We start from the raw sequence: 18,106 nt of genomic DNA, 5'->3' as shown, positions 1-18,106 counted from the left end.
GCGCCAATTGAGTCGACCTCAAAGCCCCGCCTAGGCTCACGGCCACACAACCAAAACCGGAACCGTGGGAGGCCAGGATGGCGAGCGAGATTCAGACGCGCGTGCTGCGCAAGATCAGCTGGCGCATCGTTCCCTTCATCATGCTGCTGTACTTCGTGGCCTTCATCGACCGCGTCAATATCGGCTTCGCCTCACTGACGATGAACAAGGACATTGGCCTGTCGCCGACCGTCTACGGCTTTGGTGCCGGCATCTTCTTCTGGGGCTATTTCCTGTTCGAGGTGCCCTCCAACATCATCCTGCACAAGGTCGGGGCGCGGATCTGGATCGCGCGGGTGATGATCACCTGGGGTCTGGTCTCGGCGGCGATGGCGTTCGTGCAAGGCGCGACCGGCTTCTACATCCTGCGCTTCCTGCTCGGCGTCGCGGAAGCCGGCTTCTTTCCCGGCATCATCCTCTATCTCTCCTACTGGTTCCCGGCGCGCCAGCGTGCTGCCGTGACCGCGCTGTTCATGGCGGCCGCGCCGCTCTCGACCGTGCTGGGCTCGCCGGTCTCCGGTGCGCTGCTGGAGATGGACGGCCTGCTCGGCTTCAAGGGCTGGCAATGGCTGTTCGTGCTGGAGGCGCTGCCGGCCGTGCTCCTCGGCTGCGTCGTGCTGGCATTCCTGACCGATCGCCCCGAAAAGGCCAAGTGGCTCACCGATGACGAGCGCCGCTGGCTGGTCGAGACCATGAACGAGGAGACCACCAGCAAGGCCGCAACCGCGAGCCACAGCATCTGGCGCGGGCTTGCCGATCCGCGCGTGCTGGCACTGTCGCTGATCTATTTCGGCACCTCGGCCGGCCTCTACACGCTCGGCGTCTGGGCGCCGCAGATCATCAAGCAGTTCGGCCTGTCCTCGCTCCAGGTCGGCTTCCTCAATGCGCTGCCCGCCACGGCTGCCGTCGTCGCCATGGTGTTGTGGGCGCGGCATTCGGACCGCACCGGCGAGCGCACCTGGCACGTCATACTCGCTTGCCTGATGGCCGCCGCGGGCCTTGTCTATGCCGGCCTTGCGAGCGGCGTGATTGCGGTCCTCGTCGCGCTGTCGCTGGTCAACATCGGCATCTCCTCGGCAAAGCCGCCGCTCTGGAGCATGCCGACGCTGTTCCTCTCCGGTCCCGCTGCCGCGGCCGGCATCGCCACCATCAATTCGATCGGCAATCTCGGCGGCTTCGTCGGTCCCGCCATGATCGGCTGGATCAAGGACCAGACCGGCAGCTTTGTCGGCGGCCTCTATTTTGTCGGCGGCCTGCTCGTTCTCTCCGCGGCCATCACCCTGCTATTGTCGCGCGCGCAGACCGCGCCCGTCGAACCCGTCCCGCAATCACACTGACATCCCTAACGGAGCACTCCCATGCGCACCCATTCGATCGCAGCCATTCCCGCCGACGGCATCGGCCCCGAGGTGATCTCTGCCGGCGTCCGCGTGCTGGAGGCGCTGGCAAAACGCAGCGGCGACATCGCCTTCAACGTCAAGACCTTCGACTGGGGCTCGGACTATTACAAGAAGCACGGCGTCATGATGCCGGCCGATGGCCTTGCTGAGTTGAAGAAGTTCGACGCCATCTATTTCGGCGCGGTCGGCGCGCCCGATGTGCCCGATCACATCACGCTGTGGGGCCTGCGCCTGCCGATCTGCCAGGGCTTTGACCAATACGCCAATGTGCGGCCGACCAAGATTTTGCCCGGCGTCGCCTCGCCGCTGCGCAATGTCGGCGTCGGCGATCTCGACTGGGTGATCGTGCGCGAGAATTCGGAAGGCGAGTATGCCGGCATGGGCGGCCGCGCCCACAAGGGCCTGCCGGAAGAGGTCGGCACCGAAGTCGCCGTCTTCACCCGCGTCGGCGTCACGCGCATCATGCGCTATGCGTTCCAGCTTGCGCAGTCGCGGCCGCGCAAATTCCTCACCGTCGTGACCAAGTCGAACGCGCAGCGCCACGGCATGGTGATGTGGGACGAGATCGCCGCCGAAGTCGCGACCGAATTCCCTGACGTGACCTGGGACAAGATGCTGGTCGATGCCATGACGGTGCGCATGACACTGCACCCGAAGAGCCTCGACACCATCGTCGCCACCAATCTGCACGCCGACATCCTTTCCGACCTCGCCGGCGCGCTCGCGGGCAGCCTCGGCGTGGCGCCGACCGGCAACATCGATCCGCAGCGCCGTTTTCCCTCGATGTTCGAGCCGATCCACGGCTCGGCCTTCGACATTACCGGCAAGGGCATCGCCAACCCGGTCGCGACCTTCTGGACCGGCGCGCAGATGCTCGAGCATCTGGGCGAAAAGGATGCCGCAGCGCGGTTGATGAAGGCGGTCGAACACGTCTGCGCGGCGGGCGTGCTGACACCTGACGTCGGCGGCAAGGCTACCACGAGGGAAGTGACGGATGCCGTGATCGACGCGATCCATGGCTCGAACGTCTAGCCGGCCGACGCCAATCCCGGCGAGCCAACCCCGGCCTTACTGCACACCGTAGCGGATGAAGGCGTCCGCGATCTTGACGTCGATGAGCTTTGCCGCCGAGACGTCACGATCGCCGCCGGCGCTGTCGCCCTGCCTGAGCCTGGCAAGTCCGCGCCCATAGAGCGCGCTTGCCAGGTTTGGCGCCAGGCGCAGCGCCGAACTATAGTCGTCAATCGCAGCGGCGAGTTGGCCCATTTTCAGGTGGATCAGCGCGCGTGAATCGTAGGTTGCGGCATCATTCGATCCCGACTGGATCGCCCTGTCGCAGTCGTCGAGCCCGGCCTGCAAGTCGCCGATGACCGCCCGGGTCCAGCAGCGTCCGCTCCTTGCCCATGTCAAATTCGGCTCGAGGCGGATGGCCTCGTTGAAATCCAGCGCGGCCCGATCATACTGGCTCAGCTTCAGGTGTGCTTCCGCGCGGTTGGCGAAGGCGCTGCCATAGCCCGGGTCGAGCCTGATCGCCTGGTCGAAAGACTTGACCGCGTCTTCATACGCTCCCTTCTTCAAATAAGCGACGCCGCGATTGTTCATGGGCTTGACATAGCCCGAGGCCAGTTCGATCGCGCGATCGAAATCGCTTATCGCACGGTCATACTCCGCCGCTGCGGCATAAGCATTGCCACGATTGTTGTAAGCCAAAGCCAACGCCTCCGGCTTGGCGTCACCTGAATTGATGAGGGCCGTACAGGCGGCGACCCGGGCTCGGGCCGGAATGCGGTCCGTGCCGTTGCACTGCTCGATGCTCTCGATGAGGTCAATTTTATGCGGCTGCTGTGCGGCCGCCGGCGAACCCTGCGACAGCAGCAAAAGAACGGGCGCGACGCTGGCGGTGATGGCGGCCCTGATGGTCATGTCCGTGTCGCTTCAGCATCCTCGGCAGATGTTCGTCCTGGGACCGCTTCCCTGCTCGGGCATTGCAGCAGTCATGCGCTTCTTCGCCAATTTGCTCTTGCCCTCTTCGATGAGCGTCGAAAACTTGACCGCACCGTCGTCAGAAATTTCGATGTGCGGCGTGGTGCCGCGGATTCCCATGGTTGCAACGGGCGTATCGACCTTCATGTCGCCGGTCTTCGCGATCTGGCCTGCGACAAAGGTCGCCGTGCCCTTGGCCAGATTGAAGAACGTTGCGTTGGACTTGCCGTCCGGCTCGTACACGTAGTCATCCAGGGTCATGCGCGCGTTGCTCGACAGATTGAACGACGAGCCATCGTTGAAATTGATGCTGACCCGGCTATCCGCGCCGGTTCGCACCACGTCGCGCAGATACACGACATCGCCAGTCCTGGCCTGAGCAGCCGGATCGCCAAACTTCGCCTGGACGACGGCCGCACCTGTGTGCTCGATCGAGACCGAACCTGTAACGGCTACGACCTTGCCGATGGCCTTTGGCGCAGCGTCATCGAGGCCGCGTGTCGTGGGATTGACCTGGGTTTGCGCTTGCGCAGCGAGGACACTCGCGGATGCCAAAATGAAACCAGTCACTAAAACCGCAATATGCCTGCACATGACCCGCCCTTTCCAAGAAGAGCTTTTTGCGATCCGCTCGGTGGAGCTGGTATGAGCCCCGGCCAAGCTCGCAATTCGTGCATCGTCACCATCTACAACCTGGATCAGTCCTTGGGGGACTTCGCTCCAGTCTAAGTATGTCGTCCCATCTTGATCTTAGGCTCAAAGAGGTTTGCCGGACCAGCGAAAGTAAGCTAGATTTTGCGCTGCTCGACCGTCAACTTCTTGCGAGCGCATATTGCAAGCGCTGAGAAACATCTCCGCTGAACCCACATCATCCTGGCAAGACACATAAAGTCCCTGTTGTTATCAAATGTCTTCGGCGTGCAGGCCTGGGGTTGCAAACGCCAAAAATTGCTTATTTCCCCTCTGGCGTAGCAAAACCGACAAGAAGACCGCGGCACCGCGCCGAGCCCGAGTTATTCGGCACGCGAGGCCACGGCCATGTCAGTTGCTTTTGGCGTACCCCAGAATGGGGCCGTTAGACCGTTAGCCCTCCAGATCATCGGCATCGTTCGGAGCGCGTCGGGATACGTCACCCTCACGCGCGATAACGGCCAGGCCATACAGGTCAGCATCGGGGACCTTGTCTGCCACCTTGACGTAATTGAAACGGCGGCCGATGCGCAAATCGGAATCCGGCTTCTCGACGACACCGTTTTCAACGTCGCCAGCGGAGCTCGTGTCGAACTGCGCGAGTACGCCTCCGATTCCGCATCACACGCGACGATCGTCGCAGTCACCGGCGGACGATTTGCGTTCGCAGCGGGCCGGCTGGCAAACGGCGGCACACTGACGGTCGACACGCCGCTTGGCAGCGTTCGCGGCCGCTCCCATTCGACGGGCTTCGGCATTCTGACGATGGCGGCGCTGACCTTCTCGATGATGGAGGAAGCGCAAGGCGCGGATCCTGACGCGGTCTCTCTCGATAACGATACGATCACTTACAAACACCTTCAGCACGGCGTATTCGAACTCATCACCAAGGAGCGGGTGCCGCGGCACATCATTGTCGATGATCCAGGCGAAACGGTCGTCCTCAACAGGATCGGCTCCTCGGTCAGCGTGAATCAGGTTGCCAATAGCGCCGCTCGCATGGAGGAGTTGCACACAGCTCAACAGGACGTGCTCGCCAATCTCACGCGAGGCCCGACGGGATCCGGTACGCCGCCTGCCCTCGACACGCTCCAGCTACAACCCATCAACTTCAACTCGGATCACTCGATCGTTCTGAAGAACCTGATCCAGGCCCTGCCGCAGGTCGAAGCCACCTTGGTACAGTACCCGCTGCCCGCACTGAACGTGCCGGGCGGCCCAACCGAAATCGACACGTTCAGGTTCAACGACACGTTCGCCACGACATCAGGCACTTTCACCGCCAGCAGTCCGCTCCATGTCGTGTTCACCTACGGCCTCAGTGGCGGGACAGCCGGCACCACGGTCCTGAATGGACAGGCATACGACCTCTCGCAGGTTAGCCCTTATGGCACTCTCTATCTCAACAGCGCATCCGGCGCCTACGCATTCGTTCCGAACGCGGATGCCATCAATGCCCTGTCGTCGCCGACGACCGCGGGCTTCGTCATCACCGTCTCGGACGGCCAGTTCACGACGAGTCAAACCTTCGTCGTCAACATTGACGGCGTCAATGACACAGCCCTGATCTCGGGCAACGCCAGCGGCGCCGTGGTGGAGGCGGGCGGAGTCGCCAATGCCGTGGCCGGCATGCCGACCGCAACCGGCACACTCACGGACGTTGATGTCGACAATCCGCCCAACACCTTCACGACGATCAGTTCACCGACGAGGAGCGCGGGCGGCTACGGCACTTTCACGATGACGGCCGGCGGCGTGTGGACCTATACGCTCGACAATAGCAACAGCAAAGTACAGGCCCTGAATGCCGGCGACACGTTGATCGATCGCTTCACCGTGACCAGTATCGACGGCACACCCCAGGTCGTGACGATCACGATCCAGGGCAGCAACGACGCGGCTGTCGTCTCCGGCGGCACGAGTGGTTCAGTCGTCGAGGCGGGTGGCGCTTCGCCCGGCACACCGGTGGCAACGGGCACGCTTGTCGCCGCAGATGTCGACAACCCGGCCAACACCTTCGTGCCGGTCGGCACGCCGACGGCAAGCGCGCAAAATTACGGCAGCTTCACCATCACAACGGCCGGCGTATGGACCTACGCGCTCGACAACACCAATACCGCGGTGCAGGCGCTCAACAACGGCGACACGCTGACCGACAGTTTCACGGTGTTGACCGTCGACGGCACGGCGCAGACGGTGACGATCACCATCAACGGCAGCAATGACGCGGCGATCATCTCCGGAACGGTCAACGGCTCGGTGACCGAGGCCGGAGGCGTGACCAATGCTACGCCTGGCATACCGACTGCAAGCGGAACGTTGACCGATATCGATTCTGACAATGCGTTCAACACCTTCGTTCCGGTAATCACGCCAAAGGCGGCCGCCGGCGGCTTCGGCACCTTCACGATGACCGCGCTTGGCACGTGGACCTACACGCTCGACGACAGCAACGCCGTGGTGCAGGCGCTCAATGTCGGCGATACGCTGACCGACCATTTCACCGTGTCCACGGTCGACGGCACGCAGCAACTGGTGACGATCACGATCCACGGCGCGAACGACACTGCCATCATTTCCGGAACAACGACCGGTTCAGTGCTCGAAGCCGGCGTCATCTCCTCCGGCACGCCGGTCGCGACCGGCACACTCACCGATACCGACGTCGACAATCCCGCCAACACGTTCGCGCCGGTCGGAACGCCGACGGCAAGCGCGCATGGCTACGGCAGCTTCACCATCACCGCGGCAGGCGTGTGGACCTACACGCTCGACAACACCAATACCGCGGTGCAGGCCCTCAACAACGGCGATAAGCTGGCCGACAGTTTCACGGTCACCACGGCCGACGGAACGGCGCAGACCGTGACGATCACCATCAACGGCAGCAACGACGCCGCAGTCATTTCCGGAACGGCCACAGGCTCTGTGATCGAGGCCGGAGGTGTCGCCAATGCTACGCCTGGCATGCCGACCGCGACCGGAACGTTGACCGACGTCGACCCCGACAACCCGTTCAACACCTTCACTCCGGTCACCGCGCCAAGGACGAGCGCCGGCGGTTTCGGCTCCTTCACGATGACCGCACTCGGCACGTGGACCTATACGCTCGACGACGGCAACGCCACGGTACAGGCGCTCAATGTCGGCGATACGCTGACCGATCAGTTCACCGTGACCACAGTCGACGGCACGCAGCAACTGGTGACTGTCACGATCAACGGCAGGAATGACGCCGCTTTCATTTCCGGGACGACGACAGGCTCGGTGCTCGAAGCCGGCACTTTCTCCACGGGGACACCAATTGCAACGGGCACGCTGACCGATACCGACATCGACAATCCCGCCAACACCTTCGCGGCGGTGACTTCGCCGACAATCAGCGACGGCGGCTACGGCACGTTCACGATGACCGCGTCCGGGCTGTGGACGTACACGCTCGACAACAACAACGCCGTGGTGGATGCGCTGAATGTCGGCGACACGCTCACCGACCATTTCACGGTGACGTCGATCGACGGCACCACGCAGGAGATATCGATCGCCATTCATGGCGCCAGCGACGCAGACCCCAACGATTTCGACAATCTGGCGATGGGATCAACCGTCGTATCAGATCCCCCGTTTGTCTATGGCACGCCTGGCGGCGATAGCGTCGCCGGTGGCGGCAGCATTTCCCAGATCATCTACGGAGGCGCCGGCGACGACACTCTCAACGGAACCGGCGTGAACGACACCATCTACGGTGGATCCGGCAACGATACGATCAAGGGCAACAACGGGAGCGACGTCATCTACGGCGGTTCCGGGCAAGACAAGATCGACGGCAGCAACGGGAACGACACCATCATCGGCGGGTTCGGCGCGGACACGCTGTCGGGCGGCAATGGCGACGATACCTTCGTCTATCTGTCGGTGGCGGATTCCAGGACCGGCCGGTTCGATACGATCACCGATTTCATATCGGGCACCGACAAGATCGATTTGACAGCGCTCGGCGCACTCGGATTCGTGATCCTGGCCCTGAACTCGACGAGTTCGTCCGTGCCGCCCCACACCATCGCCTGGATCTACGACAGTTCGGCCAACGAAACCGTCGTGTACGTCAACCCGACCGATCAAACGCTCCAGATCGGCGATTCCAGCTTGCTGGAAGTTCATCTTCAGGGTGTCGCGACCATCGATTCGTCGGACTTCATCGTCGATCAAGCCGCGGCACCGGTCCTGGCGGTGAGCGATACCCTCGATCCAGCCGCGGCCACGCTGAGTGACGCGGTGGTCACGACGTCCAGCACCTCCGACGCCTCCATCAAGGCGACGAACAGTGACGGCTCCGTTTCGTTGAACGGAAGCTCGACCGCAATCGATGTGAGCAACTTCTTTGAAAAGGGTTGGGATCACAACGGATGGAGCAACGAGATCACCTCCTCCACCCCGGACGAGGCGGCAACACCACCAGGCCCCTCGGAAGCGGCAATCCATTCGCTATCGATGGAGCCTTTCAAGTTCGTCTTCGAACCATCCGAGTCCGACGACAGCGTCCATCCGAAGGAAATTGGTACAACCGACATGTCGGAACCAAATCATGCCGCAACTTTCAGCATGCCGGAGACGCTTCCTGCCATCGACCCTCATCTCGGCAACGGCAAGGCCGCGGAGTCTCATGGCCGTGCCGGTATGACCGATACCGACGGCGCGCTCGATGACGGCGCCCAGAACGGCCACGTGAACGACAACGGCCCTCACTCTAGTCCATCTCAGGCCAGCGAGCACAGTCATGCTGCGATGGAGGCGTCCGATGGGTCCAGCGACCAGCTTCATTCCGCGGCGGACGGCACGCATGGTCGCCACGGAAACGCGCCGGAGAATCCGCCCGGACTGGGCGATTCCTTCAACTTCGTGAATCCGGCGATCGATAAGTCGGGCGTGATGTTCCTGGACGACAACCCAGTGCCGCCAGATCATCATGAAGGCGCGACACATAGCCACGGTCACGACGACATCGCGACAGCCGCCGATAGTCCGCACTTGAACCACGGCACACACGTCCCGCCCGGCTTAGCCCCGTCTGATGTCCCGCATGGTCATGTGCAGCATGATCTCCTGGTGTGACCTCGATCTGCTGAACATGCGCATGCCGGGCATGTGTCGCGACCTTACTTCCGCCGAGCGGGCGGCGGCGGCGCCACCATCGCGGCCGCAGGCTCCGGCGGCGTCAGGTGGCGCGGGACGATGATGCTCTGACCCGGGGTGAGTTGCGCGTTCTCTTCAAGCGAGTTGCTCTGCACGATTGCCCAGGCCGGCACGCGATGGGCCGCAGCGATGCTCTCCATCGTGTCGCCGGCACGAACCGGAATGCGCACGCCGCTGTCCCACAATTCGACCAGCGTGTCCGCGGGAACCTGATAGCGCAGCGGCACGGCATCGGCCTCGGTCTGCGCCGCCTGGATGCGCGGCAACTGCGTCACCATCTCGACGATCTGACGGTGGATGTCGTCTGATTTCTCGATGTTGATGTGCGAGACGCGCTTGTTAAGCTTCAGATCGTAGCTCGCGTAATGGCCGCGAAAGCCGGGCACCGCGACCACGTCGCCACCACCAAGCACGCTGTCGGACAGGAAGATATTGATGAAGCGCTCGACATTGAGCGGCACGTCGTCCGTCGCATGCGCAGGATCGATGGTGATCACGAGGCTGATCGGGACATTCTCCTTGGCCGCCATCTCGGCGATGAGGACCGAGCACAGCCCGCCCATGGAATGCCCGATCAGCACGATCGGCGCCGGGCTCTCCTTGTAGCTGGCGATGGCGCGGTTGCCGATCAGGCGGCACAAGGTGAATTCGTAGACGTCGGCCGAGAATCCGGCCTTCGTCAGCTTCTCGCTGAGCCGGTCTATGCCGGTCGAGAAGATCGGCCCCATGGCACCGCGGAACAGATAGATCTTCGGCGGCGGCAGCGGCTCGGCTGGCGGAGCGGGAGGCGATGGCGCGACAGCGGGGATCGCAGCCGGCTTCGGCTTGGCGGGCGAAGCTGCGGCCACGCCGGAATTCAAGGCGAGCAGCGCACAAGCCGCCAACACCACAAGTCGCCCTGGATTGATCATCAAGTCGCGCAGTCCCACCACGGCAGGCAAAGGCCTCCATCGCGGCGCTTAGTGACCACCGAATTGGCGGAATTTGGGGCAAGGAACCTGCCCCGGCTCCGCAGGCCAGTGCTGCCAGACTAGTTCCTCGCCGGCGCCGCTGCCGCGGCCGAGCGCGCAGCCCGTGGAGCGTGAGGCTCGGCAACCGGTCCGGCCGGGCCGCCGCGCGATCGGGTGATCGCGGCATCGATCTCGGCGATGACGCGGCGCTGGATCGCCTCGTTCTTGTCGATGGTGATGTGGCCGACGCCGCTGCCGCGCACGTCGACATTGTCGAGCTTGCCGTGGAAACCGTTGGCGGCGCGGACCGGTTCGCCAGGACCGTCACCGATATAGATGTTGATGTAGCGCTCGGCGCCGGTCGACAGCTTGGTCTTGAACACGGAGTCCAGGCCAATCGCGAGCTTCACGGGAACGCCGAGACGGTTGAGCTTGGCGATCATGTCGGGCAGCGCGGTTGCGCCGGAGGAATGGCCGACCAGGACGATGGTCTTGATGCGGCCGGCCTTGTAGGCGGTCGCGGCCTCATCGGCGAGCGAGGACCAGGATATGAAGTTCGCGACGGTCACCGGGATGCCCTGCGCCTCGAGGCGGGCACCGATCGTGTCCAGCCCAAGCGAGAAGATGTTGAGCACGCCGCGAAGCAGATAGACATGTGTCGTCGCAGCGGCCTGGGTCGGCGCCGCCTTGGCGGTGGTCGGGCTCATGGCAACAGCTGACAGCAGGAGCAGGCAGATCGCCCATACGCGGATGGCGGACAACTGGCTTGCGCCGGCGGTGTGACGGCCGTTCAGTCTCATCGATCTTTTCCCTGGGGACATACGCTTCGCGATTGGCAGGAATCGTAGCCTTGGCCTGCTCGCAGACGCAACAAAGAGCCGCGTGAATGGCGATCTTAGCCGCAATCCGTGACCAACGCGCAACACCTGCCCGAAACCCGCCACCGAACAGCCTGTTTTGAGACCATTTTTCTCTCGCCAATTGCGGCCGGGCAAGGCCATTCCTATTTCAGGGCTCCGCTGGTCTTCCGCCCAAAAAAGGTGCGGGTTCCGGCGAATCCCTCCCCCACCCACCCGGCTCCCATGTCTTCCATCATTTCCGTCGCCAACCTGTCGAAGACCTATGGGTCCGGCTTCAAGGCGCTCAAGAACGTCAATCTCGACATCAAGCGCGGCGAGATCTTCGCCCTGCTCGGCCCCAACGGCGCCGGCAAGACCACGCTGATCTCGATCATCTGCGGCATCGCCAATCCAAGCGAGGGCAAGGTCCTGGTCGGCGGCGAGGACATCCAGACCTCCTACCGCAAGGCCCGTTCGCTGATCGGCCTCGTGCCGCAGGAATTGCACACCGACGCCTTCGAGAGCGTGTGGGCGACGGTGAGCTTCTCCCGAGGCCTGTTCGGCAAGCCGAAGAATCCAGCTCACATCGAGAAGGTGCTGAGGGACCTCTCGCTCTGGGACAAGAAGGACAACAAGATCATCACGCTGTCCGGCGGCATGAAACGCCGCGTGATGATCGCCAAAGCGCTCTCGCACGAGCCGCAGATCCTGTTCCTGGACGAGCCGACCGCCGGCGTCGACGTCGAGCTGCGCAAGGGCATGTGGGAGGTGGTGCGCGGCCTGCAGCAATCCGGCGTCACCATCATCCTCACCACGCACTACATCGAGGAAGCCGAGGAGATGGCCGACCGCATCGGCGTCATCAACAAGGGCGAGATCGTGCTGGTCGAGGACAAGGCGACCCTGATGCAGAAGCTCGGCAAGAAGCGGCTGACGCTGCATTTGCAGGGCAAGGTCACTGCGCTGCCGGAGAGCCTCGCGCACTACGAGCTCGACCTCTGCGACGGCGGCGCGACGCTGGTCTACGACTACGACACCAAGGGCGAGCGCACCGGCATCACCAGCCTGCTCAGCGACCTGCGCACCGCCGGCATCCGCTTCAACGATCTCGACACGACCCAATCGTCGCTCGAGGACATCTTCGTCGACCTCGTGAGGACGTCATGAACCACCGCGCCATCCGCGCCATCTATCTGTTCGAAATGGCGCGCACCTGGCGCACGCTGCTGCAGAGCATCGTCTCGCCTGTCGTTTCGACCTCGCTCTATTTCGTGGTGTTCGGCGCTGCGATCGGCTCGCGCATCAGCCAGGTCGAGGGCGTCAGCTATGGCACCTTCATCGTGCCCGGCCTGATCATGCTCTCGGTGCTGACGCAGAGCATCGCCAATGCCTCGTTCGGCATCTACTTTCCGAAATTCACCGGCACGATCTACGAGATCCTGTCGGCGCCGATCTCGTACCTCGAGATCGTGCTCGGCTATGTCGGCGCCGCCGCGACCAAGTCGATCATTCTGGGCCTGATCATCCTGGCGACCGCCGGCCTCTTCGTGCCATTGCACATTCATCATCCGGTCTGGATGCTGGCCTTCCTGGTGCTGACGGCCGTGACGTTCAGCCTGTTCGGCTTCATCATCGGCATCTGGGCCGACGGCTTCGAGAAGCTGCAGATGATCCCGATGCTGGTGGTGACGCCGCTGACCTTCCTCGGCGGCAGCTTCTATTCCATCGAGATGCTGCCGCCGACCTGGCGCACGCTCGCGCTGCTCAATCCCGTCGTCTACCTGATCTCGGGATTCCGCTGGAGCTTCTACGAGATCGCGGACGTCAGCGTGTCCGTCAGCATCGGCATGACGGTCGCGTTCCTTGCGATTTGTCTCGCCGTGATCTGGTGGATCTTCCGGACGGGCTATCGGCTGAAGAACTGAGCCCAACCATTACCGATAGCAGCGGAAATGGTGATAGCCGTCGTAATAACCGCGGCAGCGGCGATGGCCATGATAGGGGATTCCCAAAATACCGTCGACGGCGCCAACAGCGCCACCGACACCGGCGCCAACGACACCACCAACGGCGCCGCCCACGGGACCAGCAATGCGATTGCCTTCGTACGCGCCTTCCCGGGCGCCGCGTACAATCCCCTGGCCATGACCAGGTTGCGGCAAGCAAGCCAGAGCAAGCAGAACGGCGGCGGCTGCAAACAGCATGCGGGTGGGCAGGCCAGCCGGCAACTGCGCGGCGGCAAGACGGGCTTTGTTCATCTTCGGTCCCAGGGGTAAGCGGCGGCTACGGCCGCCAATGGTAGGCGGATATTCAACGCGCGAGGCGGCCAAATGGTTGCACCTTTGTGACGAATTGTCGGCGTTGTGAACGCGCGTCCAATCGCGAAAATGTCAGCACCAGCAAAGGCAGCACGGCACAAAGTGGCCTTGCTTGCGCCCCGCATCACGTTAACGATGGCAGGAAGGTTAGCTTGGCAGGCCGCTGGAACGAAAGCCGGATTGCGGGCATAGTGCATGCCGGGGGACGGAGAGCCGCGGCGCCTAGCGTGAACAGGCCGGAGGCCAGACGTCAGATGCGTTCATTTTTTATCGCTTTCATCTCGCTCATGCTTTTGAGCGCGGGCACCGCGCAGGCCAAGGTCGACATTACGGTCGACAAGGACAATCAGCAGATGACCGTCGTGGTCGACGGCGTGACGCGCTATCACTGGCCGGTGTCGACAGGCATTCCCTCGCGCGAGACGCCGAACGGCTCCTTCCGCGCCTTCCGCATGGAAGAGGATCACTTCTCCAAGGAATTCGACGACGCGCCGATGCCGCACTCGATCTTCTTCACCAAGGTCGGGCACGCCATCCACGGCACCGACTCGGTCGGACGATTGGGCACGCCGGCCTCGCACGGCTGCGTACGCCTGTCGCGTCAAAACGCCTCGACGCTCTACGCGCTGGTGCAGGAGCAGGGTGTGCTCAACACCACGGTGACGCTCACAGGCTCGGCACAGGTCGCGCTTGCGCGCAATCCGCGCGGCCGTACGAACAACGCAATCGCCCGCGCCCAGCAGCCGGCCGAGCAGCAATACGCCACCTCAGGCGGTCCCGTGAATCTGGCGCCGCCGATGCAGCCTGCCCGCAACTACGTGCCGCAGGACGACAACTACATCTATCCCGCCGACGGCAGTGACACCGGCGCGCGCTACCCGGCGCCGCGGCCGATCGCCCGCCCCTACGGCACCCAGGTCTACCAGCAACTGCCGCAACCGCAGCAGACCTACGACCCCGCCTATAGCCAGCAGGGCTATTACTATCAGCCGCAGCCCCGGCAGTATTACCAGCCGCGCGGCTATTATTATCAGAACTGAGCTATTTGAACGCGGCGTCGCCGCATTCGACGATTGTCCGCGAGGCCAGCAGAAGCATTCTGAACGGCGGGTTGCCCCAGGCGTGGAAGGCCAGCGACAGCGCCACCTGCACACCGATGCGCAAATGCGTCTGCGGATCGGACAGGCGGTAGACAGGCCATCACGCCGGGATTGCGGCTGTTGTCGTCACGGGTGACGAAGGGCTGCGCACCGAACGTTTCTGTTGCACGGGAGGGCAAGGCGACTTCCATGAGTGCATAACGACAGAGCGGGCGCAACCCGAGCCGAAGCCCCAGGTTTCAACAGGCGCAAAAGCCCATAAAGCAGGCCCTGCGCGCTCGGCCACGCTCAAGCACTTGCCATCGGAGCTGCGATGACATCACGTACTGCGAGAATTTTGACCGTGCTGTCACTTCTCATTTCGGGAAACGCCATGGCTTTCGATCTCGAGGCGCATCGCGGCGGGCGGGCGCTGCTGCCGGAAAACACCCTGCCGGCGTTTGCCAATGCGCTCACGATGGGCGTGGACACGCTGGAGCTCGATGTCGGCATCACCGCGGATGGCGAGGTCGTCGTGTCACATGAACGCGGGCTCAATCCCGACCTCGCACGGGACGCGCACGGCGCCTACGTCGCCGCCCCCGGCACGCCCTTCGTGAAGCTCGGATTCGCCGACGTCAGAGCCTATGACGTTGGCCAGATCCGGCCGGACAGCGCCTATGCCAAGCAGTTTCCCGACCAGCGCGCCGTGCCGGGGACCCGCATTCCCACGCTGAAGGAACTGTTTGCACTGGTGCGCAAATCCGGCAACGACCGCGTGCGCTTCAATATCGAGACCAAGATCGATCCGAATCATCCGGATGAATCGCTTCAGCCACAGGCCTTCGTCGAAAAGCTGCTCGCAGTGATCGAGGGCGAAAAATTCTCCGACCGCGTCATGATCCAGTCGTTCGATTGGCGGACGCTACTCCTCGTCCAGCAGCGCGCCCCGAGCATTCCGACCGTGTACCTGACGATCCAACGCGGCTCGATGCCGACCAACGCTCTCGACAGGGCCACCAGTTGGACGGCGGACTTCAACCCCGCCGATCACGGCGGCTCGCTGCCGCGCACGATCAAGGCCGCGGGCGGCGCGGTGTGGTCGCCCTATTTCGGCGACATCACAGCGGCTCTTGTCGCTGAAGCCCATACGCAGGGGTTGCGTGTCGTGGTCTGGACCGTCAACAAGCCCGACGACATGGCGCGCATGATCGAGTTCGGCGTCGACGGCATCATCTCTGACAGGCCGGACCTGCTGCGGCAAGTCGCCGGCGAGAAGGGAATAGCGCTGCCGGCTGGGACGCCGGTCCAGCCGTAGGCGCCGGAGCTATTGCTCCCCGAACCGCAGACGCCGATAAAGTGCGCCGAGAATGTTGGAGTAGTCGTCGGTCCAGACCCGCACCTCCTCGTCGGGATCGGTCTCCTCCCACTGGTCGGACGAGGCGAGCTTGCCGACGTCGGCCTCCTCGCGCGCTGAGATGACGACGTCGGTCGAGAAAATGTAGTCGGCGTCGCGGCCCGAATCCTCATCAAAGACCCAGCTTCTCAAATCGTTGGCATCGGCAACGCCGACCACGACAGGCTCGAGATCGAGATGCCGGTTGGAAACGTGCATCACGACGGCGCCGTGCGGAGCCAGCTTGTCCTTGTAGATCTTCATCGCCTCTTCGGTCGCCAGATGAATCGGGATCGCATCCGACGAATAGGCGTCGACAATGATGAGGTCGTAGATGCCGTCGGGCTCCCTGGCGAAGGTGACGCGCGCGTCGCCAATCACCGGCTTCAGGCCCGGCTGGCAGCTCGAGATGTAGCGGAAATTCTTCGGATCACGCGCGGCATCGACCATGGACTGGTCGATCTCGAAGAACTTCCAGTCCTCGCCGGGCTCGGCGGCGCAGGCCAGCGTGCCCGATCCGACGCCGATCGCCGCAACCCTCAACGGCGCCCCCTTGCGTTCGCGGATCGCCGTGATGGCCTGACCGATACCGCCGTCCTTGTGGTAATAGGTGATCGGCTCGGGCCGGCCGGTGACCGGCGTGCCGTCATTGTTGCGGAAGCGCTCGGCACCGTGAATGGTGGTGCCATGCATCAGCACGTGAAAATAGCCGCCCGGCGTCTCCACGATCTTGTGCACGCCGAAGAAGCTGCGGACGGTGGTAACGCGGCCTTCGTCGGCCGGATAGATCCGCGTCACGGCCAGCGCCAGCGCGACGGTGGCAAAGATCTTCCAGCGGTCGGCATTGAGTGCCAGCGCCAGCAGCGCGGCCAGCACGCCGACGGCACCGGCGACCCAGACGCGCTGATCCTCGAACCAGGTCGAGAGATTGCCCGTCATGGTGGACGGCGCAACCAGCCCCGCCGCGAGCACGGCCAGCGCCAGCCAGTACCATCTCACGATGCCCGCAAAACGCTCGTTCGCCGACGGCCGGCACAACGCCGCGAGTGCGACCAGGATCGGGTATTCGGCGATCCACGAGAAGGTGAAGGGCGCGACGAGACCGGCAAAAAGGCCGCCGACCATGCCGCCGAACGACAACGCGACATAGAAGCCGGTGAGATATTTGGCTGCAGGGCGGGTTCGCGCCAGCTCGCCATGGCAGGCCATGGCGATGACGAAGAAGCACAATTGATGACCGCCGAGCGTGAGCAGCAGGTTCTGCTCGCCGCCGAAGGCCAGCAGGACGACGACGCCTGCGATCGCCACCGGCTGGAGCATCAGCATCCATTTATGCGGCAAGAGCGGCCGTGACTGGAACACCACCACCCAGGTCAACAGGTACAACGACAGGGGCAGCACCCACAGCAACGGTGCCGCTGCGACGTCGGTCGAGATATGCGCGGTGACCGCGATGAGCAGGCCCGACGGCACTGCGGCGAGGAAGATCCAGCGCAGCCGCGTCGTCAAAGTGGGTGCCGGCGCAGTTGCCTCTTCGGTTCGCGCATCGACCAAAGCCAGTTTCGGCGCGCGCAGCAGCAAAACGCCGCAGGCCGCAATCAGCAGGATCAGGAGGCCATAACCGCCGGTCCAGAGCCGATTCTGCGTGTGCAGCGTGAACATCGGCTCCAGCAGGAACGGATAGGACAGCAACGCGAGGAAGCTGCCGATGTTGGAGGAGGCATAGAGGAAGTACGGATCGTGGCCGTCGGGGTGGCCGGTGCGGACGAACCAGGCTTGCAGAAGCGGATTGTTGGCAGCGAGCGCGAAGAACGGCAGCCCAATCGACATCACGAACAGGCCGAGGAGCCAGAATGCGTAACCGGACGCTGGCGGCTCGCCATAGGCGCTGGCGATGCCCAGCGGCAAAGTGACGAAGGCTGCGATCAGCAGCGCCAGATGCACCGCGACCGGAATCACGCGATTTCTGATCTGCATGAGCAGGTGCGCATAAGCGTAGCCCGCGAGAAGCAGCGACTGGAAGAACACCATCGCCACCGACCACACCGCCGGTGAGCCGCCGAGCCGCGGCAGCACCATTTTCGTGAACAGCGGCTGCACCGAGAACAGCAAGAGCGCACTGACGAAGATCGCGGCGGTGTAGACCGTCAGCAGCAGCCGGTTGCGCGAGGAGGACGGCTGCTCCGTGGCGGCGGGTTGCACGATCGAATCCATGGAAG

At 63.4% G+C, this 18,106-nt stretch carries 14 protein-coding genes; 7 read left to right on the top strand and 7 right to left on the bottom strand.

Translation table 11 applies throughout. The annotated features are described in order from the left end of the window. The first annotated feature begins 77 nt into the window (after window positions 1-77). Both XH90_RS07950 and XH90_RS07945 read left to right on the top strand, forming a co-directional pair. Window positions 78-1,376: an MFS transporter gene (locus XH90_RS07950; RefSeq protein ID WP_194480166.1), complete on the top strand. Its 1,299-nt coding sequence runs from the start codon at window positions 78-80 to the stop codon at window positions 1,374-1,376. 21 nt (window positions 1,377-1,397) lie between these two features. Then, a complete protein-coding gene (locus XH90_RS07945) occupies window positions 1,398-2,471 on the top strand; it encodes a tartrate dehydrogenase (protein WP_194480164.1) in 1,074 nt (357 codons plus the stop codon). Between the two features lie 36 nt (window positions 2,472-2,507). Here XH90_RS07945 and XH90_RS07940 read toward each other — a convergent pair whose 3' ends face one another. Both XH90_RS07940 and XH90_RS07935 read right to left on the bottom strand, forming a co-directional pair. Then, entirely contained in the window at window positions 2,508-3,362 is an 855-nt protein-coding gene (locus XH90_RS07940) for a tetratricopeptide repeat protein (RefSeq protein WP_194480162.1), read from the bottom strand. Window positions 3,363-3,374: 12 nt separating this feature from the next. Further along, the gene (locus XH90_RS07935; RefSeq protein WP_367401192.1) at window positions 3,375-4,082 is read right to left on the bottom strand and encodes a FecR domain-containing protein; all 708 of its coding nucleotides are present in this window, start codon (window positions 4,080-4,082) and stop codon (window positions 3,375-3,377) included. 378 nt (window positions 4,083-4,460) lie between these two features. Here XH90_RS07935 and XH90_RS07930 point away from each other — a divergent pair, with 378 nt between their 5' ends. Further along, window positions 4,461-9,224, top strand: coding sequence for a VCBS domain-containing protein (locus tag XH90_RS07930; RefSeq protein WP_194480160.1), 4,764 nt, complete (start codon window positions 4,461-4,463; stop codon window positions 9,222-9,224). A 44-nt stretch (window positions 9,225-9,268) separates the two neighbouring features. Here XH90_RS07930 and XH90_RS07925 read toward each other — a convergent pair whose 3' ends face one another. Together XH90_RS07925 and XH90_RS07920 are read right to left on the bottom strand one after the other, a co-directional pair. Continuing rightward, on the bottom strand, window positions 9,269-10,216 hold the full coding sequence (locus tag XH90_RS07925) for a LysM domain-containing protein (RefSeq protein ID WP_194482616.1): 948 nt from the start codon (window positions 10,214-10,216) through the stop codon (window positions 9,269-9,271). A gap of 119 nt (window positions 10,217-10,335) precedes the next feature. After that, window positions 10,336-11,055, bottom strand: a complete 720-nt coding sequence (locus XH90_RS07920) for a hypothetical protein (protein WP_194480158.1) — start codon at window positions 11,053-11,055, stop codon at window positions 10,336-10,338. Between the two features lie 282 nt (window positions 11,056-11,337). Here XH90_RS07920 and XH90_RS07915 point away from each other — a divergent pair, with 282 nt between their 5' ends. Then, window positions 11,338-12,261 carry an ABC transporter ATP-binding protein gene (locus tag XH90_RS07915; RefSeq protein WP_194480156.1) on the top strand — a complete coding sequence of 308 codons (924 nt, stop codon included), beginning with the start codon at window positions 11,338-11,340 and terminating at the stop codon, window positions 12,259-12,261. Continuing rightward, entirely contained in the window at window positions 12,258-13,019 is a 762-nt protein-coding gene (locus XH90_RS07910) for an ABC transporter permease (RefSeq protein ID WP_194480154.1), read from the top strand. The genes XH90_RS07915 and XH90_RS07910 overlap by 4 nt, the downstream gene beginning before the upstream one ends. 9 nt (window positions 13,020-13,028) lie before the next feature. On the opposite strand, the gene XH90_RS38820 is transcribed toward XH90_RS07910, so the two are convergent. Then, the gene (locus XH90_RS38820) at window positions 13,029-13,352 is read right to left on the bottom strand and encodes a hypothetical protein (RefSeq protein ID WP_246755714.1); all 324 of its coding nucleotides are present in this window, start codon (window positions 13,350-13,352) and stop codon (window positions 13,029-13,031) included. Between the two features lie 314 nt (window positions 13,353-13,666). On the opposite strand from XH90_RS38820, the gene XH90_RS07900 reads away from it, so the two are divergent. After that, window positions 13,667-14,452 carry a L,D-transpeptidase gene (locus XH90_RS07900; RefSeq protein WP_194480150.1) on the top strand — a complete coding sequence of 262 codons (786 nt, stop codon included), beginning with the start codon at window positions 13,667-13,669 and terminating at the stop codon, window positions 14,450-14,452. 1 nt (window position 14,453) lies between these two features. On the opposite strand, the gene XH90_RS39600 is transcribed toward XH90_RS07900, so the two are convergent. Continuing rightward, window positions 14,454-14,576: a hypothetical protein gene (locus tag XH90_RS39600; protein ID WP_256442509.1), complete on the bottom strand. Its 123-nt coding sequence runs from the start codon at window positions 14,574-14,576 to the stop codon at window positions 14,454-14,456. 249 nt (window positions 14,577-14,825) lie between these two features. Between XH90_RS39600 and XH90_RS07895 the strand changes: the two genes are divergently transcribed. Continuing rightward, entirely contained in the window at window positions 14,826-15,809 is a 984-nt protein-coding gene (locus XH90_RS07895; protein ID WP_194480148.1) for a glycerophosphodiester phosphodiesterase, read from the top strand. A gap of 9 nt (window positions 15,810-15,818) precedes the next feature. Here XH90_RS07895 and XH90_RS07890 read toward each other — a convergent pair whose 3' ends face one another. Next, complete coding sequence (locus tag XH90_RS07890; RefSeq protein WP_194480146.1) at window positions 15,819-18,101, bottom strand: fused MFS/spermidine synthase; 2,283 nt, start codon at window positions 18,099-18,101, stop codon at window positions 15,819-15,821. Window positions 18,102-18,106: the final 5 nt, after the last annotated feature.

Source organism: Bradyrhizobium sp. CCBAU 53338 (assembly GCF_015291665.1).
Lineage (GTDB): Bacteria > Pseudomonadota > Alphaproteobacteria > Rhizobiales > Xanthobacteraceae > Bradyrhizobium.
Note: the sequence above shows the minus strand (reverse complement) of the source record. Positions and strands in the feature narration are given on the sequence as shown.